A 24,162-nucleotide genomic window follows, 5' to 3' on the forward strand; every position below is an offset into this window, starting at 1 on the left:
CGAATGGCTCTAAATCTTGCGCATGCGCACTCGCTGCACCGTGTGGTCGTAGCCTTTGCGCAGGACGAGTGAGGCCCGCACGCGGGTGGGGAGAATGTTTTCTACCAGGTTGGGCAAGTTGATGGTCTGCCAAAGTTCGCGGGCGCGGAAGGTGGCCTGGGAATCGTCGAGATCGGCGAACCGCGCGAAGTGCGCGCCCGGTTCGCGGAACGCGGTGGAACGCAGTTTGAGGAAGCGCTCGATGTACCAGCGCTCGATATCTTCGGTTTTCGCGTCGACGTAGATGGAGAAGTCGAAGAGGTCCGAGACCATGAGGGTGGGGCCGGTTTGCAGCACGTTGAGGCCTTCGAGGATGAGGATGTCCGGGCGGCGCACCTCAATGTGCTCGCCGGGCAGGATGTCGTAGGCCTTGTGCGAGTAGATCGGCGCGTTGACCAGGGGATAGCCGGACTTGACCTCGGTGACAAAGCGCAGCAGGTTGCGGCGGTCGTAGGACTCGGGAAAGCCCTTGCGGCTGAGCAGGTTGCGTTCACGCAGTACCTTGGTGGGAAGCAGGAATCCGTCGGTGGTGATCAGGTCGACGCGCGGGTGCGACTCCCAGCGCTGCAGCAATACCTGCAGCACGCGCGCGGTAGTCGACTTGCCGACGGCGACGGAGCCGGCGATGCCGATGACAAAAGGGACGTGGCCAGGGTCGTCGCCGAGGAAGCTCTCCGTCGCGGCGATGAGTTCTTGGCGGGCTTGAACCTGAAGATGGATCAGGCGCGAAATCGGTAGGTAAATGTCCTCGACTTCCTTCAGGTCGAGGTTTTCGCCGATACCGGAAAGTTCTTCGACCTCTGCCTCGGTGAGCACTTGCGGCATGGCCGCGCGACGCTGCTTCCAATCATTGCGGTGGAAGTCAAGGTACGGGCTGGAGTCGAAGCCGCGCGGAGGTCGAGACATGTGCTCCATTGTCGCACCCTGGTTCACTCAGGTGACTTTCGGGGCGCGCGGTGGGCGGGTGCCTATACTGCAAAGAAACGACTGAGTTTGTTTTTCTCCCCTTCATTCCAAACACCTTCATTCCAAACCTTGAAAGGATTCGGTGGAAACGTCCGTGTCTGCGCCCGACAACCACTCTGAAGACCTCCGCTACCAGGACCTTGCAACCTACGACCCTGAAGTGCACGCCGCGATCGTGGGCGAGCTGGAGCGCCAGCGCACCACGCTGGAGATGATCGCGTCGGAGAACTTCGTGCCCCGCAGCGTGCTGCAGGCGCAGGGCTCCGTGTTCACCAACAAGTACGCCGAGGGGTACCCAGGACGTCGCTACTACGGCGGCTGCGAGCACGCCGACGTGGTGGAAGATCTGGCCCGCGAGCGTGCCAAAGAAGTGTTCGGGGCGAAGTTCGCGAACGTGCAACCACACTCCGGCGCGCAGGCGAACGCGGCCGTGCTCATGGCGCTGGCTGAGCCGGGCGACACCATCCTCGGCCTGTCGCTGGCCCACGGCGGCCACCTCACCCACGGCATGAAGATCAACTTTTCCGGGCGTCTCTACAACGTCGCCGCCTACGAGGTGGAGGAAGACACCCACCTCATCGACATGGCGAAGCTGCGCGAGCAGGCGCGCGAGGTCAAGCCGAAGGTGATCATCGCGGGCTGGTCCGCGTACCCGCGCCACGAGGACTTCGCCGAGTTCCGCGCCATCGCGGACGAGGTCGGCGCGTACCTCTGGGTGGACATGGCGCACTTCGCTGGCCTGGTCGCCGCTGGCCTGCACCCGTCGCCGGTGCCGCACGCACACGTGGTTTCCTCCACTGTGCACAAGACGCTGGGCGGTCCGCGCTCCGGCTTCATCCTGACCAACGATGAGGACCTGAACAAGAAGCTCAACTCCGCTGTCTTCCCTGGTCAGCAGGGTGGCCCGCTCATGCACGTCGTGGCTGCAAAGGCCATCGCGTTCAAGATCGCGGCCACCGAGGAGTTCAAGGATCGCCAGCAGCGCACCATCGACGGCGCCAGGATTCTCGCGGAGCGGTTGCTTGCCGACGACGCACGTGAAGCCGGTGTCAGCGTCATCTCCGGCGGCACCGACGTGCACCTCGTGCTTGTAGACCTGCGCAACTCCGAAATGGACGGCCAGCAGGCGGAGGATCTGCTCCACGAGGCGGGCATCACCGTCAACCGCAACGCCGTGCCGTTCGACCCGCGTCCGCCAGCCGTCACCTCCGGCCTGCGCATCGGCACCTCCGCGCTGGCGACCCGCGGCTTCGGCGAGGAGGACTTCCGCGAGGTTGCGGAGATCATCGCCGAGACGCTGATCAAGGGCAAGAGCGCCGATCTCGAGGCGCTCAAGGCGCGCTCCGCCGCACTGGGTGAGAAGTACCCGCTCTACCCAGGCATCGAGGATTGGAAGATGCTCTAGCCCTCAGCAGCCTCAGCGTCAGAGTTTGCCGCCGGCCCGTGTTCCTGCCCGTGTTCCTCCGCAAAGGAGGCACGGGCCTTTTGCAGCCATTCGGGTTGGTCTTCAAGCAGCGCTTTGATCTGCGTGGTGGTCAACGGCTCGTCCATGTCGTTGTTCTTCAGCGCCGTAATCGAGATCCCGAGTTTGCGCGCCACCTCGGGGCGCGGGTGCGGCCCTTCTCGACGCAGGGTCGCCAGCCACTCCGGCGGGTTGTTTTGCAGATCCCGCAGCTCAGCATGGGTAATTGCACCCTGCTGGAAGTCCTCTGGGGTAGCGGGGAGGTAGATGCCGAGCTTTTTCGCTGCGGTCGCTGGCTTCATTGCGGTGCCGGAAGGCTGCTGGTCACTCATGGCTCAAACGGTAGCATCGAAGCCTATGCTCACCATCGCGTTTGTCACGGGCACCGAGCCGGGGAAATGGTTTCGCCGCTACGAGGAGCTTTCGGGCAATCGCTTATCGACGGTCCCTTCAACCGATCCTTTCCGCCTCCTCGCCGCCGGCGAGGAGGCCGAGACGGGGCAGGCAGACATCGCACTCATGCGTCTTCCCGATCCACGCGTGGGGGACGAGCACCACGTCGTGCGTCTTTACGACGAAGCCCCGGGCGTGGCGGTGCCGAAGGATTCCATTTTCGCGGAGCTGGGTGAGGCTGTGGCCGAGCGCGACCTCGACGGCGAGATCTGCAACTTCACCTACTTGCCGGGGGCGGACTCCGCCGCCAGTGTCGACGAGCTGCGGGCGGCGCTCCAGGTGGTCGCCGCCAATGTCGGTGTTGCGCGTGCACCGTTGCCGTTGCTCAAGGCGCTGAGCAAGAAACAGGTGGTGCCGCTTGAACTGAAAGGCGCTGCGGACGGGGAGACGCAGATCGGGCTGGTGTGGCGCAAGGAGCGAGATGCCGAGGACGTGCAGGACTTCGTTGGCGTTGCAAAGGGGAGAACGGTGCGTTCATCGCGGGGTAGGGGTTCGGAAGAGAAGCGCAGTTCTGCAAACTCACGCATTCGTGGTAAAGGGAAAGTCCATCGCGAGCATTCACGCAACCGGAAGCGGACTCGTCGCCCCCATTAAGGGGTGTCGGTCGGTTGTCTAACAATAGGTGTATGCATAATGGAATGCAGCTCGAAAATAGGAGAAAGGTATTATCAAGATGATGAACCGCAAGATCATTGTTTCCGTTGCCGCTCTGGGCCTTGCAACCGGCCTGGCCGCGTGCTCCAACGACGGCGACACCTCCACCACTGTGGAGGAGACCGCAACCGAGACCAACGTCTCCACCGAGACCGTCGCTGAGGAGACCGAGACCGTAAGCTCCGATGCATCCGAGTCTGCTGAGTCCGGCGCTGCGTCCGACGCCGCTGCTGCAGATGGTGCTGAGGCAACCGAGGAGCTCGCACTGGCTAGCGGCGAGACCGCGCTGGTGCCGCAGGGCGTCATCGATGCCATCGACAAGCACGGCGAGGCGTCCTGGGGCGAGCCGATCGCTGCTGAGGAGACCGACGGCGGCTGGATCATCTCCTACGACGGTGAGCACTACGTGACCTGGAACGAGGCCACCGGTGGCGCACCGATCTGGGGCGAGATCGCAAACGTCTGGATCAACGACGTTGACGGTGCGCGCGAGCTCGGCTTCCCGACCATGCCGGAGACCCCGAACACCGATGAGACCGGCTGGAACCAGGAGTTCGAGAACGGCACCATCGAGTGGAAGCGCGAGGCTGGCTCCACCGACGCATTCGAGGCGCTGGTGACCAAGAAGTAGGGTTTGCCCTCTTTCACGTCGAAAGCCCCAACCGGAATCATCCGGTTGGGGCTTTTTCGTCGTCAAGCTAACTCAAGTCTTCCTTGAGTGGTTCCTCCTTGACTGGGAGCAAGATGACGAGCGCGAGCACAGCGAGCGGGACCATGAGCAAGAACACGGGGGTCAAACCGTCGTTGTAGCTTGAGAGCACGACCTCGCGCAGCGGCCCCGGGAGCTGAGAAACCAGCTCCGGGGTGAGGCTGTTTGCTGCGCCGTTGTTGAACTGTGCCGCCCATTTGGGGCCTTCCTCTGGGCCAAGCTCGGTGAGTGCCTGCGGGAGGCGGTCTTCGAGGTGGCTGCGCATGTTGTGGATGAACAGCGAACCGGACAGCGAGGCACCGATGGCGGATCCGATCTGGCGGAAGAAGTTGTTGGTGCTGGTGGCGGTGCCGACGGCAGAAAGGGGGAAGGAGTTCTGCACGATGAGCACGAGAACCTGCATGACCAGGCCCAGGCCGAAGCCGAAGACGAACATGTAGATCCCGAGCCGGGTGAGCGTCGTTTCCGTTTGCAACGTGGAGAAGAGGTACAGCCCCACCGTGGTCACGGCCATGCCCACGAGCGGGTAGATCTTGTAGCGGCCGGTCTTGGAGATGATGAAGCCGACGGCCATACCCGTCACGAGCATGCCGATGACCATGGGCAGCATCATCAGGCCCGCCTCGGTAGGCGTGAGCTCGTGCACCATCTGCAGGTAGGTGGGCAGGTACGCCAAAGCCGAAGTCATGGCGAAACCGAGCACCGTGCCTGCTGTCGTGGTGAGCACCATGTTGCGGTTGGTGAACAGGTCCAGTGGGATAAGCGGGTTGCTTGCGCGCAGCTCGACGAAGACGAACGCCACCGCAGCCACAAGCGCGATCGAAGCGGTGCTGATGATGGTGGGAGAGGCCCACTCATACTGGGTGCCGCCCCAGGTGGTTGTGAGAATAAGTGCGGTAGTGGCGACCACCATGAGCAAGGTGCCCAGCCAGTCGGCTTCAAGGTCTTTGATGGAACCGCGGCGCAGTTTCAGCACGATCGCTGAGATAGTCATTGCGAGGAGGCCAAGCGGGATGTTCATCCACAGTGCCCAGCGCCAGCCGGGACCGTCGGTGAACCAGCCGCCGAGTACCGGGCCGAGGACGGATGCGACGCCGAAGACGGCACCCATCACGCCCATGTACTTGCCGCGTTCGCGGGCCGGGACGACCTCGGCGATGATGGATTGAGAGTTGACCATCATCCCGCCTGCGCCGAGACCCTGCACGGCGCGGCCGAGGATGAGCAGTTCCATCGTGTGGGCGAACCCGCCGATGGCCGAACCGATGATGAACAGCGCAATGCCGCCGATGTAGAGCCACTTGCGGCCGAGGATGTCGCCGAGCTTGCCGTTGATTGGCATTGCGATGGTCATGGTAACCAGGAATGAGGAGATGACCCAGCTCATGTGCTCTACGCCGCCGAGCTCGCCGACGATGGTCGGCAGCGCGGTGGAGAAGATCATTTGCCCCAGCGAGCTCATGAGCATCGTGGTCAGCAGGGCAGCAAAGACCCAGCCGACGTTTGGTTTGTGCTGCGGTTCTTCCACCTCAGGCGCTGAGGTGGTCGGAGTTTCTACCATTGAAGTTCCTTCGTGTAAGTGGTGATGCGTTGCGCGGTGTGTCGGAGTCCTTCGAGGGGATCTTCGTGTGTGGAGGGGTTCCAGAGGTAACGTGCCATGGCGGTACTAAACAGGCCCACGATCATGTGGGCTTCCTCCTGAACCCCCCAATCGGTAACTCTGTCGGCGGGGAAGTGCTCGAGGTGATCGCCTACGGCGCGGCCGAGATCCGTCAACATCCCGCGCTTTCTCGCCGCTTCCGCGTGGAGGAGCTCCGGGTTGTTATCCAGCATTCGCTGGCGGGTTTCTTGGTTGGGGCCGTAAGCATCTTCCACCGTCTCCAAGCTGGTGACGATGAGGTCGATCATGTTGCCCGTCGGCGTTGTCCGGATCCGCTCCAGCGATGCCGACGTGAACGCGAACGGAAACACACCGAGAACAGCCTCGTCCTTCGAGTCCATGTAGTTGAAAAACGTGCGACGTGAAATCTCCGCGGACCGGCAAATATCTTCGACCGTGACGCTGCCGTAACCGTTGGCTTGGACCAGCTTCACCGCTTCGTCGATAATGCGCCGCTTGGTTTCGCGCCGCTTCTTATCGCGGATTCCATCGTTTTGCACGGAGTGCAATATTACACTCGGTGCAAGCACCTGCAAATCGGCGCGTTCATCGCCCACCCAACTTTACGGAGGCAAAACAAACCTTCCATGTGGCACACTTGGGTGCAGCCCGGCCGCCCGGCCCGGGACACCCCGACCCACATCCGGAGGGAACCCCATGTCACAGTCCACCTTTTCGCAGGACTACCTCAAGATCTGGACCGAGCCCGACGCGCAGCAGCGCCGTGCAAACATTGAAAGCCTCTTCGCGCCCGAGGGCAAGATGGTCGTCTCTTCCATCGGCAAAACCCTTACCGGCATCGACGAGATCGACCAGCACATCTCCCGCGTGCGAGCGGACGTCATCGAGGACAAGGGCATGTCGTTCTCGTACGGACAGCAGGTCGACAACGCGGAGGCGACCTACCTGACCTCCCTCGTCTCCAACCCCGAGGGCGACGTGGTCGGCCGTGGCGCCGACGTCATCATTCGCGACGAAGATGGCCTCATCAGTGCCGTCTACATGTTCATGGGCCTCAACTGACCAGTGTGTCTGTGGTGGCGGTGAGGTCGCTTGGACCGATCTCGCCGCCCCGCAGACATTCACCCCGGTGGGACACACGCCCCGCGCGCAACGCCTCTTTAACCAGGTAGGCCGATAGAAAGTGTGCCACCGGCGATAGGCTGGTTGTCCTCCAGGAACGTCATGTGTACTAGGCCTGCTTCGGATGCGTCAATCTCCCACGTGCCTGTGGTGCCCGGCGTAGTGATGCACGCTTGGGTGAGTGGGTGGTTGTCCAAGGATTCGTCGATAAGCACACTGCACCCTGAGTCTGGATAGGTGAGTGTGGCGCTGCCGCCTCCGAATGTGGCGACCGCGACCCACGACTGAGTTTCTGTGGCTGGGTCGAGTGAGTTGAACCTGCCGGAGTAGGTGCTGGCGGGGGCGAGCTCGTCCGGGGCTGTGGCCTGTGCGTCCGGCTGCGCGGTGACCGTGACGGTTGCTGGGAGTGGGTTCGGCTCTGATTGGGGTTGAGCTGACCACCAGGCCGCGGCGAGCGCGATCATGATCAGCGCTACGGCGAGTGCGGAGACGCCGGCGGCGATCCACGGCTTGTTTGAGCCGCCGGAGCCGCGCAGCTCAGAGAACGAATCGGCCATAGAAAATCCCCAGCTCTGAGTGTGGGCAGTGCTGGGGATAGATCTTAGCTAAGGACCGTTGGCGCTCCGCTTATCCCAGGAAGATCGAGGAGCCAGGGCCGAGCTGGAGGTCGAACGTGTACCAAATGAACAGCAAGATGGCCCACGCAGTCCAGAACGGGATGACGAAAACCACCAGGCGGGACATCAGCGTGCCCAGACCGGCCTTGGGCTCGTAGCGGCGAAGCAACGTCAGGATCACGATGATGTAGGGGTTGAGCGGGGTAATGATCTGGGTAGCCGAGTCGCCGACGCGGAATGCTGCCTGGGTGAAGCTGGGCTCGAAACCGATGAGCGCGAACATGGGCACGAACACCGCGGCCATGAGCGTCCACATGGCGGAGCCGGAAATGACGAGCAGGTTCAGCAGCGACGCCAGGATGATGAATGCCAGGATTGCGCCGAATCCGGTGACTCCGGTCGATTCGAGGAACTCGGCGCCCTTGACGGCGGAGAACGTGCCAATTCCGGACCAGTTGAACAGGGCGATGAAGTTGCCCAGGATGAACGCGAGCACTAGGAACCCGAGTAGGTCGCCCATCGCAGACGTCATCATGTCGACGACGTCTTTCACGCCCTTGATCGAGCCGACGACGGCTCCGTAGACCACGCCCATTGTGAGGAAGTACGTGAAGACGATGAACACGATTGACTGCAGCAGCGGCGACTTGGGCAGGAAGCCGCCCTCTTCGTTGCGCCACGGTGAGTCCGGAAGCAGAACCGCGAAAAGAATAATCGCGGTGACCACCACCATTGCGATGCCGGTAAAGACGAGGCCGCGGATTTCTTCGTTGGTCAGCTGCGCAGAGATCGGATTTCCGTCCGCGTCGGTGTCCATGTCGTTTCCGTCGGCTATCTCCTGCGGGACGTCGAGCTTGTGCATGCGCGGCTCGAGCACCTTGTCCGTGATAAAGCCCGCGATTATGCCCAGCACGAGGGACGCGGCGATGTTGAAGTAGTAGTTCGAGACCGGGTTGACTTCCGTCGCGTCGAGGTTGGGCAGCGTCTGCATCACCGCGTTGGTGATGCCTGCGAACAAGGCGTCGAGGGAGGTGGGCACAAGCGCGGTTGAGTAACCCGCACCCACCGCCGCGAAACCGCCAAGCAGACCTGCGACAGGGTGGCGGCCGGCAGCTTTGAACACCATCGCGGCGAGCGGAGGAATCACGACGAAGGCAGCGTCCGCCATAACCGACGCGGTGACGCCGATGATGCCCACCGCGTACGGCAAGACAGCGCGGTTTGCGGATCCGAAAAGCTTGCGGATGAGTGCCGAGAGCATCCCGGAACGCTCAGCCACGCCGACGCCCAACATAATTGTCAGCACCGTGACCAGCGGTGGGAAGCCGAGATAGTTCGGGCCAAGGTTCGTAGTGAACCAGGTCAGGCCCTCACCAGTGAAAAAGCCCTTGATTTTCACCGTCTCTTCTTCGCCCGGGATCTGCACTTCCGCGCCCATAGACGCCAGCACCGTCGAAATAACGGCGGTGATCAGGAAGAGGATGAGGAAAAGTGTGAACGGCTCGGGCAGCTTGTTGCCCACGTACTCGATTGCGCCGAGTACTCGATCCATGGCCGTCTTGTTCGCTGGGGAAGATGAAGACGAACTGGACGCGGAGTTGTCCGACCGCTCTGTGGTGTCAGCTGCTGTGGCATCCGAGGCCTTAGCTTCAGCCGACGTCTTCTTGGACCCGGGTGGAGCATCGGACCCGAATCCTGGTGTGCTCTTCTTCGAACTCATGCCTCATTGTTCTACCAGTCACACTCTCCGGACCGCTCGATTTTGCTAACCTCTGGGAGAAATATTCGATGGAAATCGATTTTTCCCCTCGATACCGCCTAAATCCGAGTAACTGAGCTTCACACTATGAACCCACGCCGCCACGCTCCCGATCAACCCACCACGCCTTCCGGTGCATTCTTGGACCAGATGGATGCCATTGTGCAGCATCGTCTGGAAACCGCAGATGCCACCTTCGAAGTTGAATCCGGTTACCCCAACCGCGAGACTGTGTGGGGTGAAGTCGAGGCGCGGGTTGAGAATGCGCGCGAAGATCTGAAATTCATCGTGCGGGATCTGCATGCCCACCCAGAAGAAGCGTTCCAAGAGCATCACGCGCAGGCGGTGATCGCGGACAATCTTGAACGCCACGGTTTCGATGTGCAGCGGGGCGCGCACGAAGTGGAGACCGCGCTTCGAGCTGAATGGCAAAGTGAAGACTTTGATCCAGCCACTCACCCGACGGTGGCAGTGCTTGCTGAGTACGACGCTCTACCCGGAATCGGCCACGCATGTGGCCACAACGTGATCGCAGCAGCGGGCGTCGGGGCCTTCCTCGGAGCAGTTGGCAGCGGTTCAGGACGCATCGTGTTCCTGGGAACTCCGGCAGAGGAGGGGCACTCCGGCAAGGAGTACATGATCCGTGGCGGGATGTTGGACGGCATCGACTGTGCGGTGATGATCCACCCATTTTCCTACGACCTCGTGTCGCATGTCTGGGTTGGTCGCCGAACACTCACGGCCACATTCACCGGTGTCGCCGCTCACGCATCGATGCAGCCATATATGGGACGCAACGCGCTGGACGCCGCGACTCTGGCGTACCAAGGATTCGGGTTGCTGCGGCAGCAGATGCCGCCCTCCGACCGCCTGCATGCCATCATTTCCGACGGAGGCGCGCGAGCCTCAATCATTCCGGAATCTACAACGCTTCAGATCTACGTTCGTTCGCTCTATACCGAAACGCTGATGGATCTGAGCAAGCGCGTTAACGACATCTTGTCCGGCGCGGCGCTGATGACGGGCACGGCGGTGGAAGTGGAGTGGGACAATCACCCGATGTCGCTTCCTGTTCGCAACAATGATGTACTTGCCGCTCGTTGGGGTGCGACCCAGATTCGCCGCGGCCGTGGGGTGCTGCCAGGTGGCATTCTTCCCGATTCGCAGGCCGCGTCGACCGACTTCGGCAACGTTTCCTACCTCGTTCCCGGCATTCATCCAATGGTCAAGATTGCGGAGGAGGGGACGGCTCTGCACACATCAGACTTCGCTGAGGCGGCAATCTCGAATGCCGCGTTGGATGGGGCGGTCGACGCAGCTGTGGGTCTCGCACAGGTTGTCGCTGACGTGCTAAATGATCCAGCGCTGCTGGAGGAAGCTCGGCGTGAGTTCGAGGCGGATGGTGGCCCCGTTTCTGCTGCCGAGCTAGTGGAGCGAGCAAGCGAATAGACAAACTACGGAAAACAAGCAGCCCCGGGATCCGAAAACCCCGGGGCTGTACTGCGTTTCGGCAAGTCGTCTCGCCAAACCCTTTAACGCTAGTTGCGGTCGGTGTTGGCCATGTCGAGCACGTTGAGGCGCTTGTCCAGCTCTTCCTCGGTGAGCTTCTCGCCGTCGACAAAGCCGAGGTCGATTGTGGCCTGGCGAATGGTGATGCCCTCCTTGACAGCGTGCTTCGCAATCTTGGCCGCGTTCTCGTAGCCGATCGCGGAGTTGAGCGGGGTCACGATCGACGGGGAGGACTCAGCGAGGGTGCGCATGCGCTCCTCGTTCGGTTCGATGCCGTCGACCAGGCGGGTCGCGAACTGGCGGGAGGTGTTGGCCAGCAGGCGCGCGGACTCGAGCACGTTGCGGGCCATGACCGGGATGAACACGTTGAGCTCGAACTGGCCCTGGGTGCCAGCGAAGGCGACCGCGGCGTCGTTGCCGATGACCTGGGCGGAAACCTGGGTCGCGGTTTCGCAAAGTACCGGGTTGACCTTGCCCGGCATGATCGAGGAGCCCGGCTGCAGGTCCGGCAGGTGGATCTCACCGATCCCGGCAAGCGGGCCGGAACCCATCAGGCGGATGTCGTTTGCGATCTTGTACAGGGACACAGCCACGGTGCGCATGGCACCGGAGAACTCGACGAGGCCGTCGCGGTTGGCCTGTGCTTCGAAGTGGTTCTTGGCCTCGGAGAGCTGGTCGACGCCGGTGAGCTTCTTCAGTTCCTCGGTAACCTTCCCGCCGAACTCGGCCGGGGTGTTGATACCGGTGCCCACTGCGGTGCCACCGATGGCCAGCTCGCCGAGGTGCACGAGGGTGTTCTCAACGCGTTCGATGCCCAGCTCGATCTGGCGGGCGTAGCCGGAGAACTCCTGGCCCAGGGTGACCGGGGTGGCGTCCATGAGGTGGGTGCGGCCGGACTTGACCACGTCGTGCCATTCCTTGGCCTTCTTGTCCAGAGACTCGTGCAGCACCTTCAGCGCCGGGATGAGGTCCTCGACGGCGGCCTCGGTGGCGGCGACGTGGGTGGCGGTGGGGAAGGTGTCGTTGGAGGACTGGCCCATGTTCACGTGGTCGTTCGGGTGGACCTCGACACCGTTCGCCTTCGCAATGGATGCAATGACCTCGTTGGTGTTCATGTTCGAGGAGGTACCGGAACCGGTCTGGAACACGTCGATCGGGAACTGGTCGTCGTGCTGGCCATCGGCGATCTCCTTGGCGGCGGCGATAATCGCGTCAGCCTTCTCCGCGTCAAGGTTGCCCAGGTCCTTGTTCACCTGTGCACACGCCGCCTTGAGCAGACCGAGCGCGCGGATCTGCTGAGCCTCGAGACCGCGACCCGAGATGGGGAAGTTCTCCACCGCGCGCTGGGTCTGCGCGCGCCACAGGGCGTCAACGGGGACCTTGACCTCGCCCATGGTGTCGTGCTCAATGCGGTATTCCTGATCAGCCATGATTGTCCTTTGCAACTATCGCGTACACGTCGCATAGAGTGCAGTCTGCGCGTGCCTTTCCACTGCACGATTATGCCCGAATCGACCACGCTGAGGAGACGTTATGCCCGAACGTAACACCAACAAGACCCCCACTTTGAGGGGCGCTGTGACGGCGGGCGCGAACGTACAGCCGCGATTTCAGTTGATCGATCTCGCCGTCGCCCTTGGTGTGATGATCGGCCTTTTCGGTATCAGGTGGGTGGGGGGGGGGGAAGACTGATCAGTGGCTTGGGCCTCGACGGCGAGGCGCTGCAAGCCACGGAGACCGCGATTCTTTTCGCGATGCATCTCGGAGCAATTGCGCTACTGGTTTGGTACCTGCGAAAGCGGGGGCTGGGAGCCGGATTACGGCCGCTGGGCAGAGACGCCTGGCACATTCTGTGGGAGCTACCGCTCATCTTCATCGCGGTGCCTTTGCTGACGCAGGTAGTCTCGCACGTAGCTGGCTTGGAACCCATCGAGAATGGGGGATTGGGTTCTAACGTGGGGATGGAGCCTGCATCCCTGCTCAAGGTATTCGTGGTAGGCGCAGTGCTCGCACCACTTTTGAAGGAACTCATCTTCCGCCACATGGTGATGGGCTACTTCGACACGATCATGCCCGCATTTGGGAGCGTGTTGCTCTCGTCGGCGATCTTTGCCGTCCTGCATTTGGAGCCTGTCCAAGTACTCCACGCGTTTTTCGGCGGCATCGCGTTCGCGCTGGTGGCGCGCCGACACCGTTCCTTGTGGGCCAGCATCATCGCCCACGTGTGCAACAATCTGCTAGTCGGACTGATTGTCCTTGCAGGACTGAGCGCGTAAAACCCCCGGCCGAAACCGAGGGCAAACATTCCGCAGCTAGTTGCTCGGCTCGGAATAGTCCACCACGGAGTACTCCTGCAGCTTCGCCAGCTTGTGAATGGACTCGACGTAGCGCACGGTGCCGGACTTCGAACGCATCACCAGCGAGCGGGTGGTCGCACCGTTCTTGCGGTAAGACACGCCGCGCAGCATGTCACCATTGGTCACGCCGGTGGCTGCGAAGTAGCAGTTGTCAGACGTCACCAAGTCGTCGAGCATCAGCACGCGGTCCAGGTCGTGGCCGGCAGCAAGCACCTTCTCGCGCTCTTCGTCGCTCTGCGGCGCCAGCTGGCCTTGGATCTCGCCGCCGAGGCACTTCATCGCACACGCCACCACAACACCCTCCGGGGTACCGCCGACGCCCATCGCGATATCAATGGAGTTGGTGTCCTGGGCTGCAGCGATCGCACCGGCCACGTCGCCGTCCATAATGAAGCGAACCTTTGCGCCGGCCGCACGAATGTCGTCGACAAGCTGTTTGTGCCGCGGGCGATCGAGCACGACAACCGTGACATCAGCCGGCTTGATGCCCTTCGCATTCGCTACGGCCTTGATGTTCTCCGCCACCGGTGCGGTGATGTCGATCGTGCCCTTGGCCTCGGCGCCTACAGCGATCTTGTTCATGTAGAACGCGTCCGTTGGTACGAACATGGAGCCGCGGTCTGCAGCGGCGATTACAGAGATCGCGTTTGGCCGGCCCTCGGCCATGAGGCGGGTGCCATCAACCGGGTCAACTGCGAGGTCCACCTGCGCACCCTGGCCGTTACCCACCTGCTCGCCGTTGAACAGCATGGGCGCCTCGTCCTTTTCGCCCTCACCGATCACGATGACGCCGTCCATGTTCACGGAGTTGATCATCTTGCGCATCGCGTCCACCGCGGCGCCGTCGCCCTCATTCTTCTTTCCGCGACCAACCCAGCGGCCAGAGGCAAGCGCTGCCGCCTCCGTCACGCGGACGAGCTCCATCGCAAGGTTGCGGTCCGGGAAGTATTCGGTCTGCGGATCAGTCATTGAACAGGGCCTCCTGAAGGCGGGTTGCAAGTTTCGTCGTCACTTTGGGCAGGCGCGACTAGCGCGCGCCACAGTACACCCCTCATTCTGGCATTTTCTCTGGCACCAAAGCGGTGGTTTCACACCTTAAAAGGGGAGGGGAAAGCAAGAGGCGCCGCCAGCCCACCCCACAGTTGGGGCTTTTGCTTGACGACGCCTACGTCGACCCCGAAAGGCCGAACAGGTGAGTATCACGCAGAGTTAGAGCAGAGTTAGAACAGCGCAGGACGGATGTGCGCCCACGCGTCCTCGAGCTCCACACGGAAGATCTCCCAGTTGTGGGTGCCGCGGTCGCGGTAGACCACCTTCTGGTGGCGCATGCCGGCCCTCTTCATAGCCTTGTCGAGCTTTTGGGTGCTCTCGTATGCCAGCACCTCCATGGCCGAACCCATGGCCAGGCCGCGGGTGGTGGCGTCGGAGTAGTGCTGGTTCAGGTAGATGCCGCCGGTGGCAGCGACGAGGTAGACCGCCTGGTTGCGCAGACCGCTCGGGTTGAGGGTGATGTCGTGGCGGCGCCACTCGGTGCTGCCGTACGGGCCCCACATGTTCTGCACGTTGGCGCCGCGGGAGCCCGGAACGAACTGCATGGCCTGTCGGCCGTTGGTGTCCATGGTGGAGTAGTAGCCGGAAAGGCCGATGACCGCGTCGAACTTGTCGGGGTGGCGGTTGGCGATGTTCATCGCACCGGTTGCGCCCATGGACAGACCCGCGATGGCGCGCTTGCCGTTGGAGTTGATGTCCGGCTGCGCATCAAGCAGCGGCAGGAACTCCTGGGTGATGAAGGTTTCCCACTTCTGGCGGCCCAGAACCGGATCGTCGTTGATCCAGTCGGTGTACCAAGTGGCTTCCGCATCGAGCGGGAAGACGACAGTGACGTTCTCATCGCCGAGCACGCGGTCGAAGTCGGTGCCGCTCCACTCCCGGAGCCAGCCGGAGTAGGTCGGTGCCGGCAGGCCGTCGAGCATGACCAGCGTCGGAGCCGGCTCACCGGTCGGCTGCGGCAAGCGCACGTCGACAGTGATGTTGCGGCCCATCGACGGCGATGCGACGGTCCAGCGCTCCAGGCGACGCTCTTCTGCGCGCGGGTAAATCGACGCGGTCTCACGGGAGACGAGCGAGACGGAGGTAATGGAGGTGTCGATCGGGTACGGGAAATTCTCCGGCGGCTGTTGGAAGTCCTTCAGAAGCTGGGTGCTCCGGCTCCCGAACACGCCGCCGAGCACGCGCAGCAGGCCCAGCGATATGAACGGTAGTTGGCTGAACTCGTAAAGCAGCGTACGGCCAATGTCGGTGGGCTGAGAGTTCTGGGCGCTGGATCGGCTGGCGCGGGAGCCGGAAGTTTGCGTCTCGGTGGTACCGGCCCCCGACTGGTTCGAGGCGGTTGGTTTCGTGGCGGGGCTCGCGGCGGAGGGCTGCGCAGCTGCGGGTTGGTCGGGAGCGGCGTCCACGGGAGCAGCGTCGGCTGCTTCAGGTTGGACAGGGGCACCCTCTTCTACGTCCAGCTGTGCAGGCTGGGCGGGAGAGGCATCGACGAGTGGGCTGGCGGCTTCTTGGGCACTTACGGATGGGACAGTGACAAGCGACAGCGAGAGTGTGGCGGCCGTGGCAAGCGCGACGAGCCGGCGACGAGAATTCTGCATGCATGAATGTTATAACGAACTGAAAACAAATGTGTAGTTACCTCAGTACATTTGATGCTCTGCGTGGATACTCGCTGTATAGGCGCTGTGTGGTCAGCTTGGTAGCGGGCGATCGACAGCGCGTTCAGTGGTGCGTCAGCAGGTGCAATTGACCACCGTGCGATACTGAAACGCGTGGCTCAGAACAGCAAACCGCGTGTGTTTCAAGACGGCCGCGACATGTTCTTCAATGTCGCGGTCGTAGTCGTGCTGATGCTGATTGGGGTGGGTGCGACCGGGTTGTGTACCTATAACCCCGGACGCCCCGAGCAAGGGCCGGTGCAGGAAGTCGACGCCCGAACTTTCCTCGAGCTCGAAGCTCGGGCGGTGGACTTCCCGGTCCGCTACCCGGAGTTGCCTGAAGGGTGGGTGACCAATTCCGCTCGGCGCAGCATGGTTGATCAGGAACCGGCACCGGTGGTGGGATGGGTTACGCCCGACGGCGGATTTCTCCAGTTGACCCAAACGGGTGCTGAGTTGGATGCAGCGATTGCTGCAGAAGACAGTCAGCCTCGACCAATTGAAAGCTCGGAAGTCGTCGAGGGTGTGACTGCTCGAGTGTTGCGCTCCGACGCCGCCGATGTGCGGCCGATCTGGGCCGTTGATGCCGGTGATGCTCGGTTGGTGTTGACCGGAGCGGGTACAGATGACGAGTTCCGTGCTCTGGTGGCCGCGACGCTGGCGGCCGACCCAATTGACGCCGACGCTAATCAGTAGCCAACGCGGCGAGGAAAACCTATTCAGCGTCGGCAGAGTTGTCAGCGTTGTCAGGGTCGTCAGCGCTTGATGATGCTTCCTCACGCTCACCGACCACGGCCTCAACGCGCCGGGCAGCACCTTGGAGCAGGACCTCGCAGCGCTTTGCGAGCGCTTCGCCGCGCTCCCAATACTTCAGCGATTCGTCCAGGCTCATCTGTCCTAACTCGAGAATCTTCACTGTCTCGACTAGCTCGGCTCGCGCCTGCTCGTAGCTCAGCGATTCTGGATCTGGGAATGCGTTTGCTCCGGCCTGGCCCGCGCCGAATGTGTTCTCTGCCATTTCAAAGTCTCCTTGGTTTGTAACTTGGTTTTATAGAAACGCCGTTTTGCGCTGCTTAGTCTGCGCGTGTGACACCCATCGATGCAGCTGAGATGGAGCCGTCGCCAACGCGCACCCTCAGTTGTGAGCCGGGCGGGGACTGTTCAATGCTTGTCACTACCTCGGGGCCGCTGCCATCGCGTGGCAGGACTTGGACGACGGCGTATCCCCGCGCCAACGTCGCCGATGGGCCAAGCGTTGCCACCTGGGCGCGCAAGGATGCAACCAAGGCGCTCTGCTGCTGCACTGTCAACGAGATTTCCCGACGCATCCGTTGGATCTCTCGCGAGATCTCCTCGCTGCGCTGCGTGATCGACGCAAGCGGATTAGCCAACGCGGGACGAGAACGCATATTCTGCAGCCCCTGAAATTCGCGCTGCACCCAGCCGCGCAATGCTGCGGCACTGCGGTCTCGCATCTCCGCAACCCAAGCTATTTGCTCTGCGACATCTGGCACGACTCGTTTTGCCGCGTCAGTCGGTGTCGCAGCGCGCACGTCGGCCACGTTGTCGAGTACTGGGCTATCCGGTTCGTGTCCGATCGCAGATACCACCGGGGTGCCGGCAGCTGCGACTGCTCGCTGCAATGCCTCTTCTGAAAACGGCAGCAGATCCTCTACCGAGCCGCCGCCGCGGGCGATGATGATGACATCTACCTCGGGGTCACGATCCAATCGTTCTAAAGCAGCGATGACCTCAGGAACCGTGCGCACGCCCTGGACCGCGGTGTTGATGACTTCGAACTTCACACCCGGCCAGCGCCCACGCGCAACGCTCAACACGTCGCGCTCTGCCGCCGATCCTTTGCCGGTAATCAGGCCGATCTTGTTTGGAAGGTAGGGGATGGGACGCTTGCGTTCTGGCGCAAACAGTCCTTCAGCCGCCAGTTTGCGGCGCAGTTCCTCGATCCGCGCAAGCAGCTCGCCAGCGCCCACGTGGCGGATCTCGCTTACCCGCATCGAGAACGAACCGCGTTTGGTGAAGAAGTTCGGCTTGCCGTGCACCACGACGTGGTCGCCGTCACGTGGTGGACTGGGCATCGATGTGAGCAGACGCGTGTCGGCGATCAGCTCCACGCTCGCTTCCGCTTGTGTATCGCGCAGGGTGAGGTAGGAAAAGCTCCAGGTCGGTTTGGTGTTGACCTGGGTGAGTTGGCCCTCCACCCACAGCCAGCCGAGGCGCTCAATCCAGCCTTTCACGCTTGTGTTGAGCTTGGACACGCTCCAGGGTTGTTCAGCGGAGCTCTTAGAACCGGCAGCATCGTCAGCTTGCTTGCTCGCCTGCGTCACCATCATCTCCTTTTCGCACTGTCGTCCCGCACCGTTTGAAGCCGTCGAGAATCTTTAACAATAGGCTAGAGCGCCGCTTCCGAGCGCTGCTGGTATCTAGGGTTTTAGACGCAACTTCGGTAGGGTCGGTTCCATGACTGATCAGGGTAAGACTGTTCTTCTGGCCGCGCCGCGCGGCTACTGCGCTGGCGTCGACCGCGCGGTGGAGACCGTGGAGAAAGCGCTGGAGAAGTACGGTGCGCCGATCTATGTGCGCAAGGAAATCGTGCACAACAAATATGTCGTCCGCACCCTCGAGGACCAAGGTGTCATCTTTGTTGAAGAGAACGAGGAGGTGCCGGAAGGTGCCCACGTCGTATTCTCCGCCCACGGCGTTTCCCCGGCCGTCCGTGAATCCGCGGTGAAGCGCAATCTGCTCGCGCTTGATGCATCCTGCCCGCTGGTGACCAAGGTGCACAACGAGGCGAAGCGATTCGCGCGCGACGGCTACCAGATTCTGCTCATCGGGCACGAAGGCCATGAGGAAGTCGAGGGCACCTCCGGCGAAGCGCCGGAAGTGACCCACCTCGTTGACGGAGTTAAAGGCGTCGAGGCGCTGCCGGAATTTGCGCCGGAGCAAAAGCTTGTGTGGCTCAGCCAGACGACGCTGAGTGTGGACGAGACGATGGAGATCGTCACCAAGCTTAAGGAGCGCTTCCCGCACCTGCAGGATCCGCCAAGCGACGACATTTGCTACGCGACGCAGAACCGCCAGGCTGCGGTGAAGAACATTGCACCGCGCTGTGACCTGGTCATTGTCGTTGGTTCGCAGAACTCCTCGAACTCGAAGCGTCTAGTTGAGGTCGCGCTCGAGGCGGGGGCAAAGGACTCGCACCTTGTGGATTACGCGCACCAAATCGATGAGGCCTGGCTTGAAGGTGTCGAGACTGTGGGACTGACCTCGGGTGCATCGGTGCCGGAAATCCTCGTGCAGCAGGTTGTTGAGCACCTTGATGAGCGGGGCTTTAGCAACGTGGAGGAAGTCACCACCACAGTGGAGACCATTACCTTCGCCTTGCCCCGCGATCTGCGCGTACCGGCGAAGCAATAGCTATTCGCTGTAGAGGTCGTCACCTAGGCGATTGACAACTCGCGTCGACCCGCCGTGTGCTGACCTCGCGCGTCCGCTGCGGTCGCGCTCTCGGCTGACAAGTTCTTGCACCGACACCGCGCGAGAACGCTCGCGAGCCCGCCGCCCCTCGATATTGGTGCGCCGGTTGCTTTCCGATGCGCGGCTGCGCTCCGCAGTTTCACGCTCGAGAAGCGCGTCGTTTTGCCGCTTGATCAAGCGAATGCGAACCCAGCCGATGATGATCGCGCCGAGCGTGACTGCGGCCAGGACAGGGAACAACTCCACAAGCGGGTAGACCACGAGGAGCTGGGCTGTCCGAGAGGAGGTTCCACCTGTGGACAATTGATCCCGCGACAGCAGGTACCCGACCGCGATCACAGAAATGAAGAAGAGCAGTGGTGCTGTGACCACGGTGAGGTAAATACCGCGCGGGTTCACGACCGTGGTTGTGATAATCACGGCCGCCGCGAACAGGGCCAAAAGTGGCCAGCCGATGGAACCGGTCCAGACTGCGATCAACGCCCCGGTGAACAGAGCCGCAAAGTTAATTCCAATCGCCGAACCTGTCGGCAAACCAACGAACGTGGTCGTTGTTGCGTGGCGGGTTCGGTTCGGCGTTTGGGACACGCTGAAAGAGTCTACCCCGCGGCCAAGTCTCAACCATCGATTCAGCCAATATCAACTTTGCGCGGGGTGACAGAAACCGGTTTTAGGGCGGCTGAGGCACTGCGCTTACCAGGCACGTCAAGCTCTTCGAGGCGGCGAGCGGTGACCATCACCCGCGAATCCACTGAGGCAAGTGTGGCGTTGAAGGCTTCAACCGCTTTCTCGAGTGACGCACCAAGGCGGTTGTAGTGCTCACCCATGACCCCGAGTCGGTGGTGCAGCTCCGTACCCAGGCGCTGAATCTCCCGCGCCTTTTCGTTCAGCGCGTCTTGGCGCCATCCGAGTGCGACGGTTCGGAGGAGCGCGAACAGGCTGCTTGGGGTCGCAATGATGACGTCGCGGGCAAAAGCGTAGTCGAGCAGCTCCGGGTCGATCGCCAGACCAGCGTCGAGGAACGGGTCGGCGGGCACGAACATCACCACGAACTCCGGAGTGGGCTGGAACGCCTCGATGTAGGGCTTCTTCGAGAGGGTGTCCACGTGTGCACGCAGCAGATGGGCATGGCGGCGCAGGTACCCCTGCTTTTCTTCCGGATCCTCCGTCGACAGCGCGTCGAGGTAGGAACTGAACGGCACCTTCGCATCGACGACGATCATGCGCCCCTGTGCAAGGCGGATGATCATGTCGGGGCGTACCACCGAGGCGTCGATAAGCATGTGCTCTTGAACCTCGAAGTCGACGTGCTCGAGCATGCCTCCGAGCTCAACCACCCGCTGTAGCTGCATTTCGCCCCACCGCCCGCGGGTTTGGGGCGAGCGAAGTGCGTTGAGGAGCTGGTCGGTGCGATCGCCGAGACGCGCGGAGGTGCGGCCGATGGCTTGGACTTGCCCGGCGAGCGCGGAGACGGAGACGGCTTGATCGCGTTCCATCGCACCGAGCTGGTCCTGCATGCGCTCGAGGGAGCGGACGATCGGGCGCATGTCGGGTATGGGCGCGCTGGGCGTGGGCTCTGGGGCGGTGCGGCGCGCCCACGTGAGTGCTGCAATTCCGCCTGCGAGGACGCCGAGCAGCAGGCCGGTGAGAAAGATGAGGAGTCCGGTGGCGGTAGGCATACCGCTAGCTAATCAGACGACTCCGACTTCGAGTCTCTATTACGCGCCGTTTTCTCGAACGTTTCTGCGATGCGCTTCCCGCCTTGACGGCGGATCTTGGCGCTGCGCTTGCGCAAGTTCGCCCAGCTGGTGCTGCCGCGGCTCGTCGCTGCAGCAGGCTCGACGACGTCATCAATGACGGGGGAGGCGGACCAGTCGCGCTCGCCGCGCCACTCCTTACGCGCGTAAACCGATTCACGCTCTTCGATCTGGGCAATTGCCAATCCCTCGGGGGTGAGGAAGTCGATCTCTTCGGCCTTGCGCTCGCCGGAGTGGATGCGCAGCATGTCCAGCATGTAGCGGTAGGCCACCGCGATCATTGCCGCGGCCGGCACAGCAAGGAATGCGCCGACAAGCCCGAACAAGCCACCGCCGATGGTCACCGAGATCAGCACGATGACGGGGTGGAGGTTCATCGCGCGAGATTGGAGCATGGGGGAGAGAACGTTGCCCTCGAGCTGCTGCACGAGGATGACGATGCCGAGCACGATCAGCGCTTTGGTGAAGCCGAGGGACACGAGCGCGACCAGAACCGCGAGCGCGCCGGCGACCACAGCGCCGACGATTGGGATGAACCCGGCCATGAACGTGATCACCGACAGGGTGAACGCCATGGGCACGCCCACGAGCCAGATACCAACGCCGATAAAGAGGGCGTCGATAAGCGAAACAATTGCCTGTGCCCGAATGAACCCGGAGAGGGTGTTCCATGCGCGAGTGAGCAGCTCTGTGGCGTGCAGGCCGCTGCGCCCGCCTGATGCGGAACGCAGCCACGGCAGGAAACGGTGGCCGTCTTTGAGGAAGAAGAAAGTGAGCACCATGATGACGACGAGGGTGACGGCGAGGCCTGCGGTTGTGCCGATGCCCGAAATCACGCCGCCGGCGATCGCACCCGCCTGGTTTTGCACCCACTGCGCGATCTCGTTGACCGCCTGGTTGAGGTCATCCGGGTTGAGATTGAGCGGCTCGCCTTGCAGCCAAAGCTGCAGACGCTGGATGCCTTCCAAAGCTTGCAGGTACAGCACCCGCGAGTGGGCCACGACATCCGGGGCGATGAGCATGAAAATCGCGCCGATGATTGCAACGAAACCGAGCAGGGTTATCGCAGCTGCAATCCCGGATGGCACCTTACGGCGGCGCATCCATGTCGCGATCGGCGCGAGCACGGTGCAGATGATCAGCGCGAGCACCATCGGCAAGATGCCGGCCCAAAACGCGCCGATTACTTGCGCGAGGGCGTACAGGAACACCGCGATGATGATCATCCGCAGCGCGAACATTGCGGTGGATTTCACCCACTCGTTGAGCACCAAGCCACGATCAACCCGGTCGCCGTGGTCTTCCGCCGCGCCCCGAATTACCTGCTTGTCGTCGGCATCGTTCTTGGTTGTGCTCACCCGCACCATTGTGCACTACGGGCATTTGCTTTGCGACGATTGCTTTCCAAACCACCTGCACGACCGTGACCTGCCGTGGGCTAGGATTGCCCAGCGTGAGCCTTACTCTTGGAATTGTCGGTCTGCCCAACGTTGGTAAATCCACCTTGTTCAACGCGTTGACGCGCAATGAGGTGCTGGCTGCCAACTACCCGTTTGCCACCATCGAGCCGAATGTTGGCCTGGTGGAGCTGCCGGACCCGCGCCTTGACCGCCTCGCGGAGATTTTCACCTCCGAGCGGATTCTGCCCGCCACCGTGTCCTTCGTGGACATCGCCGGCATTGTCAAGGGCGCGTCTGAAGGTGAGGGTATGGGCAATGCCTTCCTGGCTAACATCCGCGAGGCGGACGCGATCTGTCAGGTCGTACGCGCGTTCAGCGACGACAATGTCATTCACGTTGACGGCCGTGTCGACCCCGCTAACGATATCGACGTGATCAACACCGAGCTGATCCTCGCGGACCTGCAGACCATTGAAAAGGCCCTGCCGCGTCTGGAGAAGGACGGCCGCAAGGATAAGGACGTCGCCGCGCAGGCTGCTGAAGCGAAGAAGGCGCAGGCCGTGCTTGAAGACGGGCGCACGCTCTTCGCCGCTTCCAAGGGCGGGGAAGTCAACCTCGGCTTGCTGCACCACCTGCACCTGATGACGGCGAAGCCGTTCCTCTACGTCTTCAACTCCGACGAGGCGGTGCTCACCGACGATGCCAAGAAGCAAGAGCTGCGTGACTTAGTCGCTCCGGCGGAGGCTGTATTCCTCGACGCCCAGACCGAGACGGAGCTGCTCGAGCTTGACGACGAAGACGCCGCCGAGCTGCTCGCCGCAGTCGGCCAAGAGGAGCCGGGCTTGCAGACTCTGACCAAGGCTGGTTTTGACACGCTTGGCCTGCAGACGTACCTGACCGCGGGGCCGAAGGAGGCGCGTGCGTGGACCATCCGCAAGGGTGACACCGCGCCGAAGGCGGCCGGCGTGATTCACTCCGACTTTGAGAAGGGCTTCATCAAGGCGGAGATTGTGGCCTTCGACGACCTGGACGAGCTGGGCACTATGGCTGAGGCCCGCGCCAAGGGCAAGGTCCGCCAAGAGGGCAAGGACTACGTCATGGTCGACGGCGACGTCGTCGAGTTCAAGTTCAACGTGTAGTGCTTAACCTCTGCGATGAACTCTTTGATCCCGGGACGTGATGAGGACTGGGGCTATTGTGCTCCCCCGAACGCTACGGCCCGGGGCACGAGGCTGTGTCGCAGGTGCAAGCGAGAGGACCAGGAGCGAAACACAGACCGCTGAGTCGACGCAGTCACGGTAAAGACGGAGCCGTCTAGGCGGTGCTCGAGGTTGCGCGAGATACGGTGACGCTGGGCGTCGGTAAGCGATGCGCATTCGGCGACATTGATGGAAAGCTGAACTTTGCCGTCCGTCGTGTTGACGCCCTGGCCGCCTGGAGTCGACGATTTCGCGAAACGCTCCGCGAGATCGGCGGCGATGACCGCACCGTCGGGGATCCCCGGGCCGGGCGCTATGGTCAGGTCGTTCATGCC

General features: G+C 62.2%; 24 protein-coding genes. 9 read left to right on the forward strand and 15 right to left on the reverse strand.

The window, feature by feature from the left end:
* Window positions 1-9: 9 nt before the first annotated feature.
* Window positions 10-945: a type I pantothenate kinase gene (coaA, locus tag CGLAUT_RS04220; RefSeq protein ID WP_290186517.1), complete on the reverse strand. Its 936-nt coding sequence runs from the start codon at window positions 943-945 to the stop codon at window positions 10-12.
* 154 nt (window positions 946-1,099) lie between these two features.
* On the opposite strand from coaA, the gene glyA reads away from it, so the two are divergent.
* Window positions 1,100-2,410 (forward strand): serine hydroxymethyltransferase, encoded by a 1,311-nt coding sequence (gene glyA, locus CGLAUT_RS04225; RefSeq protein WP_290186518.1) that lies wholly within the window; start codon window positions 1,100-1,102, stop codon window positions 2,408-2,410.
* Here the strand turns inward: glyA and CGLAUT_RS04230 are convergent.
* Complete coding sequence (locus CGLAUT_RS04230; RefSeq protein WP_290186520.1) at window positions 2,407-2,799, reverse strand: DUF5997 family protein; 393 nt, start codon at window positions 2,797-2,799, stop codon at window positions 2,407-2,409. The genes glyA and CGLAUT_RS04230 overlap by 4 nt on opposite strands.
* Window positions 2,800-2,824: 25 nt before the next feature.
* Here CGLAUT_RS04230 and CGLAUT_RS04235 point away from each other — a divergent pair, with 25 nt between their 5' ends.
* Both CGLAUT_RS04235 and CGLAUT_RS04240 read left to right on the forward strand, forming a co-directional pair.
* On the forward strand, window positions 2,825-3,514 hold the full coding sequence (locus tag CGLAUT_RS04235; RefSeq protein ID WP_290186522.1) for a LysR substrate-binding domain-containing protein: 690 nt from the start codon (window positions 2,825-2,827) through the stop codon (window positions 3,512-3,514).
* 79 nt (window positions 3,515-3,593) lie between these two features.
* A complete protein-coding gene (locus CGLAUT_RS04240) occupies window positions 3,594-4,205 on the forward strand; it encodes an LGFP repeat-containing protein (protein ID WP_290186524.1) in 612 nt (203 codons plus the stop codon).
* A gap of 67 nt (window positions 4,206-4,272) precedes the next feature.
* On the opposite strand, the gene CGLAUT_RS04245 is transcribed toward CGLAUT_RS04240, so the two are convergent.
* Together CGLAUT_RS04245 and CGLAUT_RS04250 are read right to left on the reverse strand one after the other, a co-directional pair.
* The gene (locus CGLAUT_RS04245; RefSeq protein WP_290186526.1) at window positions 4,273-5,844 is read right to left on the reverse strand and encodes an MDR family MFS transporter; all 1,572 of its coding nucleotides are present in this window, start codon (window positions 5,842-5,844) and stop codon (window positions 4,273-4,275) included.
* Window positions 5,838-6,443, reverse strand: a complete 606-nt coding sequence (locus CGLAUT_RS04250) for a TetR/AcrR family transcriptional regulator (RefSeq protein ID WP_290186527.1) — start codon at window positions 6,441-6,443, stop codon at window positions 5,838-5,840. The genes CGLAUT_RS04245 and CGLAUT_RS04250 overlap by 7 nt, the downstream gene beginning before the upstream one ends.
* 157 nt (window positions 6,444-6,600) lie before the next feature.
* Here CGLAUT_RS04250 and CGLAUT_RS04255 point away from each other — a divergent pair, with 157 nt between their 5' ends.
* Window positions 6,601-6,966, forward strand: a complete 366-nt coding sequence (locus tag CGLAUT_RS04255; RefSeq protein WP_095659632.1) for a polyketide cyclase — start codon at window positions 6,601-6,603, stop codon at window positions 6,964-6,966.
* 98 nt (window positions 6,967-7,064) lie between these two features.
* On the opposite strand, the gene CGLAUT_RS04260 is transcribed toward CGLAUT_RS04255, so the two are convergent.
* Window positions 7,065-7,583 carry a hypothetical protein gene (locus tag CGLAUT_RS04260; protein ID WP_290186529.1) on the reverse strand — a complete coding sequence of 173 codons (519 nt, stop codon included), beginning with the start codon at window positions 7,581-7,583 and terminating at the stop codon, window positions 7,065-7,067.
* A 70-nt stretch (window positions 7,584-7,653) separates the two neighbouring features.
* Window positions 7,654-9,363, reverse strand: coding sequence for an AbgT family transporter (locus CGLAUT_RS04265; RefSeq protein WP_425551706.1), 1,710 nt, complete (start codon window positions 9,361-9,363; stop codon window positions 7,654-7,656).
* A gap of 126 nt (window positions 9,364-9,489) precedes the next feature.
* Here CGLAUT_RS04265 and CGLAUT_RS04270 point away from each other — a divergent pair, with 126 nt between their 5' ends.
* Complete coding sequence (locus tag CGLAUT_RS04270) at window positions 9,490-10,851, forward strand: M20 family metallopeptidase (RefSeq protein ID WP_425551707.1); 1,362 nt, start codon at window positions 9,490-9,492, stop codon at window positions 10,849-10,851.
* An 89-nt stretch (window positions 10,852-10,940) separates the two neighbouring features.
* Here CGLAUT_RS04270 and CGLAUT_RS04275 read toward each other — a convergent pair whose 3' ends face one another.
* Window positions 10,941-12,341, reverse strand: coding sequence for a class II fumarate hydratase (locus CGLAUT_RS04275; protein WP_290186531.1), 1,401 nt, complete (start codon window positions 12,339-12,341; stop codon window positions 10,941-10,943).
* 270 nt (window positions 12,342-12,611) lie between these two features.
* Here CGLAUT_RS04275 and CGLAUT_RS04280 point away from each other — a divergent pair, with 270 nt between their 5' ends.
* Window positions 12,612-13,187, forward strand: coding sequence for a CPBP family intramembrane glutamic endopeptidase (locus CGLAUT_RS04280; protein WP_290186532.1), 576 nt, complete (start codon window positions 12,612-12,614; stop codon window positions 13,185-13,187).
* Between the two features lie 36 nt (window positions 13,188-13,223).
* Here the strand turns inward: CGLAUT_RS04280 and glpX are convergent, their stop codons facing one another.
* Together glpX and CGLAUT_RS04290 are read right to left on the reverse strand one after the other, a co-directional pair.
* The gene (gene glpX / locus CGLAUT_RS04285; protein ID WP_290186534.1) at window positions 13,224-14,237 is read right to left on the reverse strand and encodes a class II fructose-bisphosphatase; all 1,014 of its coding nucleotides are present in this window, start codon (window positions 14,235-14,237) and stop codon (window positions 13,224-13,226) included.
* 251 nt (window positions 14,238-14,488) lie between these two features.
* On the reverse strand, window positions 14,489-15,916 hold the full coding sequence (locus tag CGLAUT_RS04290) for an alpha/beta hydrolase (protein WP_290186536.1): 1,428 nt from the start codon (window positions 15,914-15,916) through the stop codon (window positions 14,489-14,491).
* A 174-nt stretch (window positions 15,917-16,090) separates the two neighbouring features.
* Between CGLAUT_RS04290 and CGLAUT_RS04295 the strand changes: the two genes are divergently transcribed.
* Entirely contained in the window at window positions 16,091-16,672 is a 582-nt protein-coding gene (locus CGLAUT_RS04295) for a DUF4245 domain-containing protein (protein ID WP_290186538.1), read from the forward strand.
* A gap of 19 nt (window positions 16,673-16,691) precedes the next feature.
* Here CGLAUT_RS04295 and CGLAUT_RS04300 read toward each other — a convergent pair whose 3' ends face one another.
* Both CGLAUT_RS04300 and xseA read right to left on the reverse strand, forming a co-directional pair.
* Window positions 16,692-16,994 carry an exodeoxyribonuclease VII small subunit gene (locus tag CGLAUT_RS04300; protein WP_290186540.1) on the reverse strand — a complete coding sequence of 101 codons (303 nt, stop codon included), beginning with the start codon at window positions 16,992-16,994 and terminating at the stop codon, window positions 16,692-16,694.
* A 55-nt stretch (window positions 16,995-17,049) separates the two neighbouring features.
* Window positions 17,050-18,324, reverse strand: coding sequence for an exodeoxyribonuclease VII large subunit (gene xseA, locus CGLAUT_RS04305; protein ID WP_425551708.1), 1,275 nt, complete (start codon window positions 18,322-18,324; stop codon window positions 17,050-17,052).
* A 130-nt stretch (window positions 18,325-18,454) separates the two neighbouring features.
* Between xseA and CGLAUT_RS04310 the strand changes: the two genes are divergently transcribed.
* Window positions 18,455-19,411: a 4-hydroxy-3-methylbut-2-enyl diphosphate reductase gene (locus tag CGLAUT_RS04310; RefSeq protein ID WP_290186544.1), complete on the forward strand. Its 957-nt coding sequence runs from the start codon at window positions 18,455-18,457 to the stop codon at window positions 19,409-19,411.
* Here CGLAUT_RS04310 and CGLAUT_RS04315 read toward each other — a convergent pair whose 3' ends face one another.
* From CGLAUT_RS04315 to CGLAUT_RS04325, 3 genes are read right to left on the reverse strand one after another with little or no spacing between them, the layout of a single operon-like run.
* Entirely contained in the window at window positions 19,412-20,059 is a 648-nt protein-coding gene (locus tag CGLAUT_RS04315) for a DUF6542 domain-containing protein (RefSeq protein ID WP_290186546.1), read from the reverse strand.
* A gap of 41 nt (window positions 20,060-20,100) precedes the next feature.
* On the reverse strand, window positions 20,101-21,150 hold the full coding sequence (locus CGLAUT_RS04320) for a DNA recombination protein RmuC (RefSeq protein WP_290186547.1): 1,050 nt from the start codon (window positions 21,148-21,150) through the stop codon (window positions 20,101-20,103).
* 8 nt (window positions 21,151-21,158) lie between these two features.
* Window positions 21,159-22,586 (reverse strand): AI-2E family transporter, encoded by a 1,428-nt coding sequence (locus CGLAUT_RS04325; protein WP_425551709.1) that lies wholly within the window; start codon window positions 22,584-22,586, stop codon window positions 21,159-21,161.
* 95 nt (window positions 22,587-22,681) lie between these two features.
* Between CGLAUT_RS04325 and ychF the strand changes: the two genes are divergently transcribed.
* Window positions 22,682-23,767: a redox-regulated ATPase YchF gene (gene ychF / locus CGLAUT_RS04330; RefSeq protein ID WP_290186550.1), complete on the forward strand. Its 1,086-nt coding sequence runs from the start codon at window positions 22,682-22,684 to the stop codon at window positions 23,765-23,767.
* A 53-nt stretch (window positions 23,768-23,820) separates the two neighbouring features.
* Here the strand turns inward: ychF and CGLAUT_RS04335 are convergent, their stop codons facing one another.
* Window positions 23,821-24,159, reverse strand: coding sequence for a peptide chain release factor I (locus CGLAUT_RS04335; RefSeq protein ID WP_290186552.1), 339 nt, complete (start codon window positions 24,157-24,159; stop codon window positions 23,821-23,823).
* Between the last annotated feature and the right edge of the window lie 3 nt (window positions 24,160-24,162).

The sequence above is a fragment of the Corynebacterium glaucum genome (assembly GCF_030408855.1).
Taxonomy (GTDB): Bacteria; Actinomycetota; Actinomycetes; order Mycobacteriales; family Mycobacteriaceae; genus Corynebacterium; species Corynebacterium glaucum.